The organism is Roseateles sp. PN1, assembly GCF_038419725.1.
In the GTDB taxonomy this organism is placed as follows: Bacteria; Pseudomonadota; Gammaproteobacteria; order Burkholderiales; family Burkholderiaceae_C; genus Paucibacter_A.
The window spans coordinates 35,146-48,614 of the sequence record NZ_JBCARA010000005.1 but is presented as its reverse complement, the minus strand read 5'-3'; the positions used below and the strand labels follow the sequence as shown (position 1 = coordinate 48,614).

General features: G+C 64.0%; 12 protein-coding genes. 5 read left to right on the top strand and 7 right to left on the bottom strand.

Annotated elements, in window-relative coordinates:
* Position 1 precedes the first annotated feature (1 nt).
* The 5 genes from urtE to urtA all read right to left on the bottom strand — a co-directional run bounded on the left by urtE (position 2) and on the right by urtA (position 5,760).
* Positions 2 to 706 (bottom strand): urea ABC transporter ATP-binding subunit UrtE, encoded by a 705-nt coding sequence (urtE, locus tag AABB87_RS09485; RefSeq protein ID WP_058721673.1) that lies wholly within the window; start codon positions 704 to 706, stop codon positions 2 to 4.
* Between the two features lie 83 nt (positions 707 to 789).
* Complete coding sequence (urtD, locus tag AABB87_RS09480) at positions 790 to 1,659, bottom strand: urea ABC transporter ATP-binding protein UrtD (protein WP_341971003.1); 870 nt, start codon at positions 1,657 to 1,659, stop codon at positions 790 to 792.
* Entirely contained in the window at positions 1,656 to 2,768 is a 1,113-nt protein-coding gene (gene urtC / locus AABB87_RS09475) for an urea ABC transporter permease subunit UrtC (protein ID WP_341971002.1), read from the bottom strand. Before urtC ends, urtD begins: the two co-directional genes overlap by 4 nt.
* Positions 2,765 to 4,348, bottom strand: coding sequence for an urea ABC transporter permease subunit UrtB (gene urtB / locus AABB87_RS09470; protein ID WP_341971001.1), 1,584 nt, complete (start codon positions 4,346 to 4,348; stop codon positions 2,765 to 2,767). Before urtB ends, urtC begins: the two co-directional genes overlap by 4 nt.
* A gap of 137 nt (positions 4,349 to 4,485) precedes the next feature.
* Positions 4,486 to 5,760, bottom strand: a complete 1,275-nt coding sequence (gene urtA / locus AABB87_RS09465; RefSeq protein WP_058721677.1) for an urea ABC transporter substrate-binding protein — start codon at positions 5,758 to 5,760, stop codon at positions 4,486 to 4,488.
* Between the two features lie 236 nt (positions 5,761 to 5,996).
* Between urtA and AABB87_RS09460 the strand changes: the two genes are divergently transcribed.
* The 3 genes from AABB87_RS09460 (at position 5,997) to AABB87_RS09450 (ending at position 11,018) form a co-directional block, all read left to right on the top strand.
* On the top strand, positions 5,997 to 8,564 hold the full coding sequence (locus AABB87_RS09460; protein WP_341971000.1) for an FG-GAP-like repeat-containing protein: 2,568 nt from the start codon (positions 5,997 to 5,999) through the stop codon (positions 8,562 to 8,564).
* A 400-nt stretch (positions 8,565 to 8,964) separates the two neighbouring features.
* Positions 8,965 to 10,230, top strand: a complete 1,266-nt coding sequence (ppk2, locus tag AABB87_RS09455) for a polyphosphate kinase 2 (RefSeq protein WP_341970999.1) — start codon at positions 8,965 to 8,967, stop codon at positions 10,228 to 10,230.
* Between the two features lie 143 nt (positions 10,231 to 10,373).
* Positions 10,374 to 11,018: a trimeric intracellular cation channel family protein gene (locus AABB87_RS09450; protein ID WP_341971265.1), complete on the top strand. Its 645-nt coding sequence runs from the start codon at positions 10,374 to 10,376 to the stop codon at positions 11,016 to 11,018.
* An 8-nt stretch (positions 11,019 to 11,026) separates the two neighbouring features.
* On the opposite strand, the gene AABB87_RS09445 is transcribed toward AABB87_RS09450, so the two are convergent.
* Entirely contained in the window at positions 11,027 to 11,404 is a 378-nt protein-coding gene (locus AABB87_RS09445; RefSeq protein ID WP_341970998.1) for a carboxymuconolactone decarboxylase family protein, read from the bottom strand.
* A 179-nt stretch (positions 11,405 to 11,583) separates the two neighbouring features.
* Between AABB87_RS09445 and AABB87_RS09440 the strand changes: the two genes are divergently transcribed.
* Together AABB87_RS09440 and AABB87_RS09435 are read left to right on the top strand one after the other, a co-directional pair.
* Positions 11,584 to 11,919 carry a rhodanese-like domain-containing protein gene (locus AABB87_RS09440; RefSeq protein WP_341970997.1) on the top strand — a complete coding sequence of 112 codons (336 nt, stop codon included), beginning with the start codon at positions 11,584 to 11,586 and terminating at the stop codon, positions 11,917 to 11,919.
* A gap of 226 nt (positions 11,920 to 12,145) precedes the next feature.
* Positions 12,146 to 12,619, top strand: coding sequence for a hypothetical protein (locus AABB87_RS09435; RefSeq protein WP_341970996.1), 474 nt, complete (start codon positions 12,146 to 12,148; stop codon positions 12,617 to 12,619).
* 153 nt (positions 12,620 to 12,772) lie between these two features.
* Here the strand turns inward: AABB87_RS09435 and AABB87_RS09430 are convergent, their stop codons facing one another.
* Complete coding sequence (locus tag AABB87_RS09430; protein ID WP_341970995.1) at positions 12,773 to 13,390, bottom strand: helix-turn-helix transcriptional regulator; 618 nt, start codon at positions 13,388 to 13,390, stop codon at positions 12,773 to 12,775.
* Between the last annotated feature and the right edge of the window lie 79 nt (positions 13,391 to 13,469).

Here is a 13,469-nt window from a genome sequence, read left to right as displayed (position 1 = left end):
TTCAGATCGACACCAGCTGCCGAATGCCTCGCGGCCCCATGTCTGCGCCCTGGCCTTGGGCAATCACCGCGCCGCGCTCCAGCACCAGAAAGTCGTCGGCCAAGTCCTCGGCGAAGTCGTAATACTGCTCGCACAGCAGCACGGCCATGCGCTGGCCGTTCAGGCCCTCGTCGGCCAGTTGGCGAATCACCCGGCCGATGTCTTTGATGATGCTGGGCTGTATGCCCTCGGTGGGTTCATCCAGGATCAGCAGTTTCGGCCCGGCCGCCAGCGCGCGCGCAATGGCCAGTTGCTGCTGCTGGCCGCCCGACAAGTCGCCGCCGCGCCGCTGCAGCATCTGCTTCAGGACCGGGAATAGCTCGAACAAGGCCGGCGGAATGGGCGTGCTGGCGGGCTTGGGCGCCAGGCCCATCAAAAGGTTTTCTTCCACCGTCAGGCGGCCGAAGATTTCGCGGCCCTGCGGCACATAGCCGATGCCCATGCTGGCGCGGGTGAAAGGGGTGGCGCGGGTGATGGTCTGGCCGTCGAAGCGGATCTCGCCGCTTTTGATCGGCACCAGCCCCATCAAGGACTTCAGCAAGGTGGTCTTGCCCACGCCGTTGCGACCCAGCAAGACGGTGACCCGGCCGGCCTGGGCGCTGACCGACACATCGCGCAAGATGTGGGAGCCGCTGTAAAACTGTTGAATATTTTTGGCTTCAAGCATTGTTGTTTTCTCCCATAGCGAGCTGTCTTCGATCTGTCTTCGATCCGGTTTTGGCCGGCTTACCGGGCTGCCCTTTTCCTGGCCTAGCGCCCCAGATAGACCTCGATCACCCGCTCGTCCGCCTGCACCTGCGCCAGCGTGCCTTCGGCCAGCACGCTGCCCTCGCACAGCACGCTCACCTTCTCGGCGATGCGGCCCACAAAGCTCATATCGTGTTCCACCACGATCAGGGTGTGTTGGCCCTTGAGGGTGAGGAAGAGCTCAGCCGTGCGTTCGGTTTCCTGGTCGGTCATGCCGGCCACGGGTTCGTCCAGCAGCAAGAGCTTGGGGTCCTGGCTCAGCAGCATGCCGATCTCCAGCCATTGCTTCTGTCCGTGGCTCAGGAGGCCGGCGGGGCGGTGGCGTTCATCCCCGAGCTGAATCAGCGTCAACAACTCGTCCAGGCGGTCGCGTTGCTGGCCGCTCAGCCGGTGCCACAGCGCGGCGGCTACACCGCGCGGGCCTTTGAGTGCCAGCTCCAGGTTTTCGAACACGCTCAGCGCTTCGAAGACGGTGGGCTTTTGAAACTTGCGGCACAAGCCCATGGCGGCAATCTCGGCCTCGTTGTGGCGCAAGAGGTCGATGGTGCTGCCGAAGAAGACCTGGCCCGAGTCAGGCCGGGTCTTGCCGGTGACGATGTCCATCATGGTGGTCTTGCCCGCGCCATTGGGGCCGATGATGCAGCGCAGCTCACCCGGTGCGATGTCCAGCGAGAGTTTGTTGATGGCGCGAAAGCCATCGAAGGACACGCAGACCTCTTCCAAGTAGAGGATGCGACCGTGGGCCAGATCCAGCGAGCCCGGCTCATGCACGCGCGAGTAGCCGGCGCTGCGGTCGCCGGAGCTTGGCTCGGCGGCGGCGGGCTTGGTTTTTTGCAGGCGCTGCTGGCCTTGCTCCAAGAGTTCGGGGGTCATGCCTTGCCTTTGCGCATTGCCAGCTTGTTGAACAGGCCCGCCAGGCCATCGGGCAGGAACAGGGTCACGGCGATGAAGAGCGCACCCAGGAAGTAAAGCCAGATCTCCGGCGCGCTGACGGTCAGCCAGCTTTTGGCGCCGCCCACCGCAAAGGCGCCGGCTATCGGCCCCAGCAAGGTGCCGCGCCCGCCGACTGCGGCCCACACCGCAATCTCGATGGAATTGGCTGCACTCATTTCGCTGGGGTTGATGATGCCCACCTGCGGCACATACAGCGCCCCGGCCACACCGCACATCACCGCCGACAGGGTCCAGATCGCCAGCTTGTAGGGCAGGGGCGAATAGCCGCAGAACATCAGCCGCGATTCGGCATCGCGCACCGCCTGTAGCACGCGGCCGAACTTGCTGCGGGTGATCCACAAGGCCAGCACATAACAGCCCAGCAAGGCCAGGCCGCTGAGCACGAATAGCGTCATGCGCATGCCCGGGGTGGCGATGGGCAAGCCCAGAATGCGCTTGAAATCGGTGAAGCCGTTATTGCCGCCCAAGCCAGTTTCATTGCGGAAGAACAGCAGCATGGCGGCGTAGGTCAGCGCCTGCGTGATGATGGAAAAGTACACGCCCTTGATGCGCGAGCGAAAGGCGAAGTAGCCGAACAGCCAGGCGATGCAGCCCGGCACCAGCACGATCAGCGCCAGGGTGGCGGCGAAGCTATCGCTCAAGCGCCAGAACCAGGGCAGGGTCTTCCAGTCCAGAAACACCATGAAGTCCGGCAGGGCGCTTTGGTACTGCCCGTCAGCGCCGATCTGGCGCATCAGATACATGCCCATCACATAGCCGCCCAGCGCGAAAAAGAGGCCGTGGCCCAGCGACAAGATGCCGGCAAAGCCCCAGATCAAGTCCATCGCCAGGGCGCAGATGGCGTAGCACATCAGCTTGCCGAGCAAGCCCACGGCGTAGTCGCTGAGGTGGAAGGCGCTGCTGCTGGGCAGCAGCAGGTTCAAGGCCGGCGCCAGGACGCAGACCGCCAGCAAGGCCGCCAGCAGCGTGGCCCAGCCGCGCCAGCTCAGGAGCGAGCGAGAGTGTGTAGTTGTGGGCATGGTGATCATGATTCCGCCGAGCGACCCTTCATCGCGAAGATGCCTTGCGGGCGCTTTTGGATGAAGACGATGATGAAGAGCAGCACCGCAATCTTGGCCAGCACCGCGCCCATCTGCCCTTCCAGCAATTTGTTCACCAAACCGAGGCCCAGCGCGGCGTAGACCGTGCCGGCCAATTGGCCCACGCCGCCCAGCACCACCACCAGGAAGGCGTCGACGATATAGCTCTGCCCCAGGTCAGGGCCGACGTTACCGACCTGGCTGAGCGCGCAGCCGGCCAGCCCGGCGATGCCCGAGCCCAGCGCAAAAGCGTAACGATCCACTCGCGCGGTATTGACCCCGGTGCAGGCGGCCATGCGGCGGTTCTGCGTCACGCCGCGCACGAATAGGCCTAAGCGGGTGCGCTGGATCAGCAGGCTCACGCCCAGCAGCACCAGGCCGGCAAAGAGGATGATGAATAAGCGGTTCCAGGGCAGGCTCAGATTGGGCAGTAGCTGCAGGCCGCCACTCATCCAGGCCGGGTTCTCAACGCCAACGTTCTGCGCACCAAACAGCGAGCGCACGGTTTGCATCAAGACCAGGCTGATGCCCCAGGTGGCCAGCAGCGTTTCCAGCGGGCGGCCATAAAGCCAGCGCAGCACCAGGCCTTCCATCAAGGCGCCCACCGCCGCAGAGGCCGCAAAGGCCAGGGGCAGGGCGGCCAGCAGGTAGTAGTCAAAAAGGCTTGGCGGCAGGTAGTGGCGAAAGCCCAGCTGCACCAGATAGGTGGCGTAGGCGCCAATCATCATCAGCTCGCCGTGGGCCATATTGATCACGCCCATCAGGCCATAGCAAATCGCCAGGCCCAGGGCCACCAGCAGCAAGATGCTGCCCAGGCTCAGGCCGGTGAAGAGCTGGCCCAGGCGCTCGCCCCAGGCCAGGCCCTCGCGCACCTTGCGCAGCGCGGCCTCCAGGGCGGGTTTGACGGCGGGGTCGGTCTCGATGCTGATGCGTTCGTTGAGCAGCAGCTCGGTCGCAGGCGTCTTGGCCAGCGCTAAATCGTGAGCGGCCTGAATGCGTTTGGCCGGCAGCTCGCTGCCCAGCAGGGCGGCGGCGCGGGCCAGTTGCAGGGCGGCTTGGATGGCCGGCACATCTTCTTTGGCCAAGGCCTTGTCCAGCAGGGCCAGGCGGGCTTCGCTGGGCGCTTTGCCCAGTGCCTGGGCGGCGGCCAAGCGGGCGTTGGGGTCGGCGTCGAACAGGCTGAGCGCGGCCAAGGCGGTTTCCAGCTCGCCGCGCAGGCGGTTATTGAGCATCACCTCTTCGGCGTCGGCCGGCAGGGTCAGGTCTTGCCCGCTGACGGCGTTGCGGGCGCGGCTGCCGTCGGCCTGCACCAGCAAGACCTGGCCCCCGGCCAGGCGCACGCTGTCATTGGCCAGGGCTTGCAGCAGGGCGATGCTGGCGGCGTCGGGCGCCAGGATGGTCTGGTTCAGCGCGGCGATGCGCTCATCGGGCTCGCCCTGCACCAGGGCCAGGGCCTCGCTTTGCGTGAGGGCTTGGCTGGCGCTGGTGGCCAAGAGCAGAAGCAGCAGGGCGCAGAGATGTCGGAGCATGGGCGCGTGGAGCCAGGTTGTCAGGAGGGGAGGACAGAGGCCGGGGCCGTGGCCTTGCGTTCGCGGTGCCAACGTCAAGCCACGGCAGCAAGCGAGCAAACAAGCCTGTGCGCTTGCCTGCTTGCTTGATCACTTACTTACTTCTTCACCGGCTCATCGGGCTTTTTGTCATTGCCTTCGATGTACGGGCTCCAGGGCTTGGCCTTGACCGGGGCGGGCGTCTTCCAGACCACATTGAACTGGCCGTCGGCCTTGATCTCGCCGATGAACACCGACTTGTGCAGATGGTGGTTCTTCTCATCCATCTTGGAGGTGATGCCCGAGGGCGCGGTGAAGGTCTGGCCGGCCATGGCGGCAATGACCTTGTCCACATCCGTGCTCTTGGCCTTCTCGACCGCTTGCTTCCACATATGGATGCCGATGTAGGTGGCTTCCATCGGGTCATTGGTCAGCGGCCGGTCCTTGTGGCCGGCAATGCCCTTGGCCTTGGCGTAGTCGCTCCACTGCTTGATGAAGGCGGTGTTGCTGGGGTTCTTCAGCGACATGAAATAGTTCCAGGCCGCCAGGTGGCCTACCAGCGGTTTGGTGTCCACGCCGCGCAATTCTTCTTCACCCACCGAGAAGGCCACCACCGGCACATCCTTGGCCTTCAGCCCGGCATTGCCCAGCTCTTTGTAGAAGGGCACGTTGGAGTCGCCATTGATGGTGGACACCACCGCGGTCTTGCCACCAGCCGAGAACTTCTTGATGTCGGCGACGATGGTTTGGTAGTCGCTGTGGCCAAAGGGCGTGTACTTCTCGTCGATATCGCTGTCCTTCACGCCCTTGGTCTTCAGGTAGGCGCGCAGGATTTTGTTGGTGGTGCGGGGGTAGACGTAGTCGGTGCCCAGCAGCACCCAGCGCTTGGCGCCGCCGCCGTCCTTGCTCATCAAATAGTCCACCGCGGGAATCGCTTGCTGATTGGGCGCGGCGCCGGTGTAGAAGACGTTCTTGCTGAGTTCTTCGCCTTCGTACTGCACGGGGTAGAAGAGCAGGCCGTTCAACTCCTCCACTACCGGCAAAACGGATTTGCGCGACACGCTGGTCCAGCAGCCGAAGATGACGGAGACCTTGTCCTGCGTCAGCAGCTGCTTGGTCTTTTCGGCGAACAGCGGCCAGTTGGAGGCCGGGTCCACCACCACGGGCTCGAGCTTCTTGCCAAGCACGCCGCCCTTGGCGTTGATCTCGTCGATGGCCATCAGCACCGTGTCCTTGAGCACGGTTTCCGAGATGGCCATGGTGCCCGAGAGGCTGTGCAGCACGCCCACCTTGATGGTGTCTGCAGCCTGGGCGCCATGGCTCAGCAGGCTCAGGGCGGCCAGCGCGCTGGCGCTGGCCAAGGCTTTGAGGGTGAAGAAGCGACGGCTTTGCATGGTGACGAACTCCGGTTGACAAGAATGAAAGGCAATGAGGAGGGCGACTTGGTGATTCAACCTACAAATCACCGCTGTGGCCACGACGACAACAGAGAACAACAAAAGACAAGAGAGACAGGCCCATGCTAGGGCGGCCCCAGAAGGAGGGATATACGGCGGATGGCGTATACGGTCTACTGCGCCCGGTCCATGCAGAAGCTGGGCAAACAAAGATGAGTCATCGAGGGTGGGGAATGCACAGAATCTCTGAATCAAAGCAGTTCTTGCGTCTGAAGGCGTCGAGCCTGGCGCTGGGCTTGGCCCTGGGCCTGGCCGCTTGCGGCGGCAGTGGTGGTGGGGGCAGCGGCGGTGGTACGCCTGAGCCCGGGCCTGCGCCCAGCCCCGACTTGTCGAGCCGCAACTTCATGCCCACTACGGTGGGCGCCCGCTGGATTTATCAAGACTCAGACGGCAGCGCCTTGATCACAACGCGGCAGACCGGTACGCGCGCGGTGTCCGGTGGCACGGGCGTCGTGCAGCAGTCCAGCGACCCGGATGAGGGCGAAACCCTGCTGCTGGCCGACAGCAGCGGCGTGCGCCAAATCCCTGGCAACAATGCCGAGGCGCTGGCTGTGGCCGGCGGGCCCTTGCAGATCCTGCGCTATCCGCTGCGGCTGGGCGACAGCCATGTCGTGGTGGACAAGAATCTGGGCGCGGTTTTGGATTTTGATGGCGACGGCGTGTTCGACTCGGTTGCCGCACGCGCCGACACCGTGATGCTGGCGCTGGAATCCATCGACACCCCGGCCGGCCGCTTGGTTGATTGCCTGCACACCCGAACCACGGCGGTGATGACGGTGCAGTCCAGCCGCCTCAAGCGGCCCATCGTGGTCACCACGGTCAGCGATGACTGGTTGGCGCCCGGCATTGGCCCGGTGCGCAATGAAACCACGGCCAGCAGCGAAGGCACTAGCAGCAAGAGCACCCGCATGATCACCGCCTATGGCGTGGGTAGCGTGCGCAGCGAAAGCGTGGCGCCCACCGCCTCAGCTGCAGCCTTGAGTAGCGTCCTGCCGCTAGGCGCCGGCGCCGCGCTGGACATTGCCTTCAGCGAAACCATGGACAGCAGCACGCTGGCGGGCGCCTTGACGGTGCTCGATGCCAATGGACAGCCGGTGGCGGGAACCACCACGGTGGCCGAGCGCAGCCTCAAGTTCGTGCCCAAGAGCGCCTGGCTGAGCGGCAAGTACACCGCCAAGCTGAGCACGGCGGCGCAAGACCTGGTGGGCAATGGCTTGGCTGCGGCGCAGGAATGGAGTTTTGTGGTCGACACCAGCGCGCCGACTTTGCTGAACTCCACCCCAATCGCCGGCGCGGTGGATGTGCCCCTGGCCGCCGCCATCATCCTGAACTTCAGCGAGCCTGTTGACCCGGCCTCGGTCAACGCCGGCAGCATCAGCATTCAGGCGGCCGGTATCTCGCCTTCGCTGACCCAGTTTGCTGTCAGCGGCGCGCAGGTCACGCTCACGCCGGACCGGCCGCTGACACGTGGCAGCACGGTGACCATCAGCATCGACAAGGTTCGGGATCTGGCGGGCAATGCCGCCGCATACCAAAGCCTGAGCTTCTCAGCCGACCCGGGGCGTTTTGGCGCGCCGCAGCTTTTGAAGCCCGCCGTGCCGGACGTGAGATTGGGTCAGTATGTCGTGACGGGCGACTTCAATGGTGATGGGCGGGTGGACCTGGCATCGAGCACCAATAGCTTCATTAGCGCCTGGTCCTACGGCGTGCAGCTCTTCTTTCAACAAACCGATGGCAGCCTGGCAGAAGGTGTGCCGCTCAGCCCGCCTAGCGCTTGTGCCGTGACGGGCCTGGTGGCTGGCGACCTGAATGGCGATGGTCGCCAAGACCTGCTGGTGAACCGGGCCAGTTGTGGGCTTGATATCTACCTGCAAAGCTCGGTTGGCCAGTTGCAATTCGACCGCAATATGGCCAGCCCCTCTTCCGTTGGCGCTGTCGTGCGTCTGGCGGATATGAACGGCGATGGCCGCCTGGACATCGTCACTTTTGGCGCGGACAACGCGGTAGTTCAGGTATGGCGGAATAACGCCGGTAGCTGGCTGTTGAATGACTCGGTGGCGGTGTCCGTCGCTATCGCGGGCGGCTTGGATCTGGCTGTTGGTGACTTGAACGGCGATGGCCGCCCGGATATTGCCGTCACTGCGCAGAGCCTGAGCGGCTACGCTGGCGCCGCGCTGCTTTACCAAGGTGCGGACGGTCATCTCGGCGCCCCTGTCATGCTCATGGTGGCCGACCAGAATGAAACGGCGAACAGTGTGGCCATCGGCGACCTCAACGGCGACGGCCGTGCGGACCTTGTGCTGAGCTACCGCTCCAATGGCCTGGCCTTGTTTGCCCAGGGCAGTGGTGGGCAGTTGGGCGTAATGCAGCGCCTGGGCGAGGGGAGTTCGCCCTTGCTGTTGGCCGACCTCAACGGCGACGGCCGCCTCGATGTGCTGATGGGTGGGGTCTTCACCAGCAGCTTTGTGACCCGCTTGCAAACCAGTGATGGCAATCTAGCGGCCGAGGCCAGCTATCCCGCCAAGTTCAAGGGCGTCTCCGCCTATACCGGCGTGATGGCGCTGGGCGATGTGAATGGCGATGGCCGGCCGGATGTGATTTTCTCGGATGAGGTGTTTGTGCAAAGGCCGGTGCCGCTGATGTCACAAAGCTTGAAGCCCGGCGCGAGCCTGGCGGGTGGCTGGCATCAGCGCCTGCGGGCTGGTGTCGGCGCCGCCCTGGCAGCGCAAGTTCGGCGCTAGTTCGGCCGGGAAATCTCGCGCCAATTCAAAGCTGGCACGGAAGCTGCTAAAGCTAAGTATCTTCAGTTGTCTCCTCCACCGCCTCTGGGTGGATTTCAGGCCTCGGTCCACAAGACCGGGGCCTTTTTTTGTCTTTTTCGGAGGAAGTGGCGGCGAGGCTGGTGCACAAAGGGGCGTGGTGGCGCAAAGCAGTGCGGCGCGTGCACCGAAGCGATGCCTGGGTTTGGCAAGACCTGACCCCCGGTCACGCCCATGGCGGGCGGCTCGGTCCTAAAAACTGACCAGATTTCACGCCAATCGGCAATGGCTTGGCGTGGAATTGGTGCAGAGGGCGGCGGGCTTGAGTTTCGTCAAGGCGTGGCGGGCCAGATGGTGAGAATGTGACAAGATTGTTAATCCCATGCCAACCAAGAAAGTCTTGCGCATCATGAGCACCACCAGCCCACGCCCCGACCGCAATGCCAAGAAGCCCGCCGCCAAGCGCGGCGCCGCGAAATCCGGTCCTGCAGTTGCTGCTGCCGCCGCAGCTGCCCCGGTCGCTGCAGCCGTCAAGCCCCGACGCAGCCGCAGCGGCGACACGGCCGGCAGCTTGGATCAGTCCCGCATCGCGCGCCATGTGGTGAAGGAGTCGGTGGCCAAGGCGCAGGCGCGTGAGCTGGAGGCCTTGAAGGACATCATGCAAAGCAGCGGACCGGAGGCGCTTGCCAGCTCGGTGCGTGCGGTCGTGGCCGGTGCGTCCAAAGATGATGCCGAGGCCTTGCGCCAGGCCTTGCTGAGTGAGCTCAACGGCAGCCTGGCAACCGAGCCGGGGGCAGGTCTTGCCGGTAACCCCGACGAGGAGTTGTCGGCGCAATGGCGCAGCGGCGCCTACCCCTACAAAAACCTGATGTCGCGGCGCAGCTATGAGAAGGAAAAGTACCGGCTGCAGGTTGAGCTGTTGAAGCTGCAGGCCTGGGTCAAGGCCACCGGCGCCAAGGTGCTGATCTTGTTCGAGGGTCGCGACGCGGCGGGCAAGGGCGGCACCATCAAGCGCTTCATGGAGCATTTGAATCCACGCGGCGCCCGTGTGGTGGCGCTGGAAAAGCCCAGCGATGTGGAACGCGGCCAGTGGTACTTCCAGCGCTATGTGCAGCACCTGCCCACCTCGGGCGAGATCGTCATGTTCGACCGCAGCTGGTACAACCGCGCCGGCGTGGAGCGGGTGATGGGCTTTTGCAGCAATGACGAGTATGTGGAGTTCATGCGCCAAGCGCCCGAGTTCGAGCGTAATCTGGTGCGCTCGGGCATGCATGTGATCAAGTTCTGGTTCTCGGTCAGCCGCGCCGAGCAGCGCCGCCGGTTCAAGGAACGCGAGGCCCATCCGCTCAAGCAATGGAAGCTCTCGCCCATTGACAAGGCCTCGATGGATAAATGGGAAACCTATACCAAGGCCAAGGAAGCGATGTTCTTCCACACCGACATCGCCGAGGCACCCTGGACCGTGGTCAAGTCCGACTGCAAGAAGCGCGCGCGCCTGAATGCCATGCGCTATGTGCTGCATCAACTGCCCTATAACAACAAGACGCTGGACAAGGTCGGCCAGCTTGACCCCTTGTTGGTGGGCCGCGCCAATGTGGTGTACGAGCGCGGTGAGGCGCAGGGGCGCAGCATTCAGGACCCCATCTGAGCCCAGACCTGAGCGGGCCGGCCGTGCTGTAGCCGGTCGGCCAAATTGGGCCAGGCTTTGCCACTTTGGGCCCTGATGGGCCGACCGGGTGCCGAGCAGGGCACAATCCGCTGCCCTAGCAAGCGAGGTGGTGGTTTTTGATGATGAATAGCGCGGTGATTGACCATTACGGCCAGTTCTTGCGGCATGGCATCGAGTTTGCCGCCACCCTGGCCTTTGCCACCTCCGGCGTGCTGGCCGGCGCGCGCAAACATCTGGACCCGGTGGGCGTTTGCGTGGTGGCTTTTCTGGCCGCTTTTGGCGGCGGCACCTTGCGCGACTTGTTGCTGGACCGGCGGCCGTTCTACTGGGTTGAAAGCGTCAACGTCGTCTGGCTGATCTTTGCCATCAGCGTGGGCGCGGTGCTGTTCATGCGGGCGCGCCACTTCGAGCCCACGCGGCGCCTGATCCAGATTCCTGACGCGCTGGGGCTCGGCCTGTTCGTGGCCGTGGGCGTGGACGCCGCGCAGGCCGTGGGCATGCCGCCGCTGGTGGCAGTGCTGATGGGTGTGATCACCGGCGTGTTCGGCGGCGTGCTGCGGGACATCGTCTGCAATGAGATTCCGCAGGCCTTCAGCGATCACCAGCCCTATGCCATTCTGGGTTTTCTGGGCGGCTGGCTTTACCTGTTGCTGGAGCATCTGTATGCCCCCGACTGGCTCAGCCTGTTTGCCTGCATTGCCTTCACGGCCGGGGCACGCTTCCTGGCGATCTGGCGCAATTGGCGGCTGCCAGGCTGGCGCAGCTGAAGGCAGACTTAGCCTCCGCTGGCTGCTTCAGTCAGGCTGGTCTGCCCGCCAAACTCTTCGTAAGCGGAGAGCGCTTCCGCCGCGTACATCAGCGAGGGGCCGCCGCCCATATAGATCGCCATGCCCAAGGTTTCCTCCAACTCGGCACGGCTGGTGCCCAGCTTGACCAAAGCCTGGGCGTGAAAGCCCACGCAGGCGTCGCAACGCGCGCCCACGGCCAAGGCCATGGCGATCAACTCCTTGGTCTTCTTGTCCAGCGCGCCTTCGGCGGTTGCAGCTTGGGCCAGGGCCGAGAAGGCGCGGGTGGTTTGCGGGATATCGGCGCGCAGCTTGGCCAGTGAGGCGGAGACGCTGCGGGTGATGTCTTGGTAGCTTTTGCTGCTCATGCGAATCTCCTGCTGGTGGGTGGGGCAATGGTGTGACTATGCGCCGGCCCCACGCCAAGCCATTTGCGCAACATCAATATTTGCGCAATAATGCAAATAAGCAATTAACCAATCAAGCGCCGCGAAGCCTTGCGGCGCTAGGTTTGCCCATCAACCCAGCCGAGAAATTGAGGATCGACATGTCAAACAGCTCTCTTCATCTGACGCCTGTGGATGCCCTGCAGGCTTTGCAGACCGGCGCATGCTGGTTGGTCGATGTGCGCGAAGGCCATGAAGTCGCTCGCCTGGCCTACGACCACCCTCGCGTGATCTGCCTGCCCCTGAGCCAACTCGGCCAAGCCTTGGGGCAGCTGCCGCAAGACGCCGAACTGATCATGGCCTGCGCCGCCGGTGGCCGCAGCCAGCAGGCCATGCAATTCCTTCTGCAGAACGGCCGCGCCGATGTGCGCAATATGAGCGGCGGCATGGGCGCCTGGATGGCGCATGGCTTGCCGGTCAAGCAGGGCGTGGTCTGAGTTTCTGGACCCGAGTCCTCGCTGAACCGGGGCCTGTCGAACGGGCTGCGGCGCCGCTGAAGCGGGCGGCGCACGCAGCCGTCCAGCGTGCACGCTTGTGGGGTGGAAATCGACAGTTTTGAGCAGCTCCCGCCGCACCGCCGTTGCGGTGCGTCAGGGCGGCATCTAGTGTCAACACAGGGTCATCAGCCGGTGGCCCGCATTGACTCAGACAAGGATGCCCATCATGAACTCAATCGTATTGCGCACGCCCTGCGCCGCACTGATCCTGGCGCTGTCCGCACTGACCCCAGCGCTGGCCCAAAACCGCCTGCCCGCCGTTGAAGTTGAAAGTACCCGCAATACACCGCTGCGTTACGACGTCAGCAGTGCCTGCCCCAATATGGGTGAGCAACTGCAAGACTCCCTCGCCCGCAGCGTTCGCTATATCGAGCAAACCAGCGAAATGCGGGTCGAGTTTGACCTGCATGGCCAGGCGCTCGACCAAGTCAGCGCCATGGGCGGCCCGATGGAATTGCGCGCCCCGATGCGCCGTGCCGTACGCTCGCTGCAATGTGCCAATGGCCCCGCCAGCAAGCAGCGTTATGCCTTCCTCGTGATATTCAAGCCCGACGATGGCAGCGGCACAGGCGAGGGCGCGAACCGTCAAGCCCAGGCTGTGACGATTCAGCCTTTGCAGTTGCTGGCACGCAAGGACTGAAGCGCGCAAGCAAGCATGCACGCCGGCTCAGATGTTGAACCAAGGCACGACACGAGGCGAAGACAAGCCAAAGCAATCAGCAGCACCCCAGAACAGAAGAACGCGGCCCCAATGGGGCCGCGTTTCCATTGAAGGGCGAGACGGTCAAGGCCATCAGTGGGGCAATGGTGTGGCGCTGCCCAGCCAGCGCAGCAATTGCATCAAGGAGCTGGCCTGGGTCTTGTCCAGCAAGTGCCGAACATGGGTGCGCAGGGTGCTGACTTGCACGCCCAGTTGACGGGCCACCGCTTCCACCGCCATGCCGTCGGCCAAGAGCATCAGCACATAGCGCTCGGCATTGCTGAGCCGACATTCGCGGCACAAGGCCTCGATGCGCGCGCCATGCGAGAGATCGGGTTGATCGATTTGCAGCGAGAGCAGCAGGCATTCGGTCGGCCATTCGGTGGCGCGAGCCATTTCGCTGCTGAGAGGCGCCACCTGCAGCCAGCCGGTTTGCAGCCCAGGCTTGAACCACAGGGCAGCACGCGCCGTGGCGCCGCGCGCTGCCTGGTGCAATTGCTGTTCGATGGCCGCAGCCTCCATCTGCCCGAGCTGCATCAGATGCTGCGCTCTTTGCACGGCCAGACCTTCGTGGCAAATGCGCTCCGCGGCGAAATTGCAGAACAGCAGCAGCCGGTCACGCCGCAGCACCAGCAGGGGCTGGGGCAGGGCGCGCAGGACTTGAACGCTGCGATTGATAGGGGTGTTGGCTTGATCACTTAGGCACAGCATGATGAGGCTCCCTGTTGCAAGAAACAGGGGGCCAGTCTGCGTATCCTCAGGCGCCGCGGCCATTGGCCAGATGGACGGG

Bases quoted from the DNA above. Each gene is read 5' to 3' on its own strand.
- urtD (WP_341971003.1), bottom strand. From the start codon at position 1,659: ATGACCCCCGAACTCTTGGAGCAAGGCCAGCAGCGCCTGCAAAAAACC.
- urtB (WP_341971001.1), bottom strand. From the start codon at position 4,348: ATGCTCCGACATCTCTGCGCCCTGCTGCTTCTGCTCTTGGCCACCAGC.
- AABB87_RS09450 (WP_341971265.1), top strand. From the start codon at position 10,374: ATGAATAGCGCGGTGATTGACCATTACGGCCAGTTCTTGCGGCATGGC.
- AABB87_RS09460 (WP_341971000.1), top strand. From the start codon at position 5,997: ATGCACAGAATCTCTGAATCAAAGCAGTTCTTGCGTCTGAAGGCGTCG.
- urtE (WP_058721673.1), bottom strand. From the start codon at position 706: ATGCTTGAAGCCAAAAATATTCAACAGTTTTACAGCGGCTCCCACATC.
- AABB87_RS09445 (WP_341970998.1), bottom strand. From the start codon at position 11,404: ATGAGCAGCAAAAGCTACCAAGACATCACCCGCAGCGTCTCCGCCTCA.
- urtA (WP_058721677.1), bottom strand. From the start codon at position 5,760: ATGCAAAGCCGTCGCTTCTTCACCCTCAAAGCCTTGGCCAGCGCCAGC.
- urtC (WP_341971002.1), bottom strand. From the start codon at position 2,768: ATGATCACCATGCCCACAACTACACACTCTCGCTCGCTCCTGAGCTGG.
- AABB87_RS09430 (WP_341970995.1), bottom strand. From the start codon at position 13,390: ATGCTGTGCCTAAGTGATCAAGCCAACACCCCTATCAATCGCAGCGTT.
- ppk2 (WP_341970999.1), top strand. From the start codon at position 8,965: ATGCCAACCAAGAAAGTCTTGCGCATCATGAGCACCACCAGCCCACGC.
- AABB87_RS09435 (WP_341970996.1), top strand. From the start codon at position 12,146: ATGAACTCAATCGTATTGCGCACGCCCTGCGCCGCACTGATCCTGGCG.
- AABB87_RS09440 (WP_341970997.1), top strand. From the start codon at position 11,584: ATGTCAAACAGCTCTCTTCATCTGACGCCTGTGGATGCCCTGCAGGCT.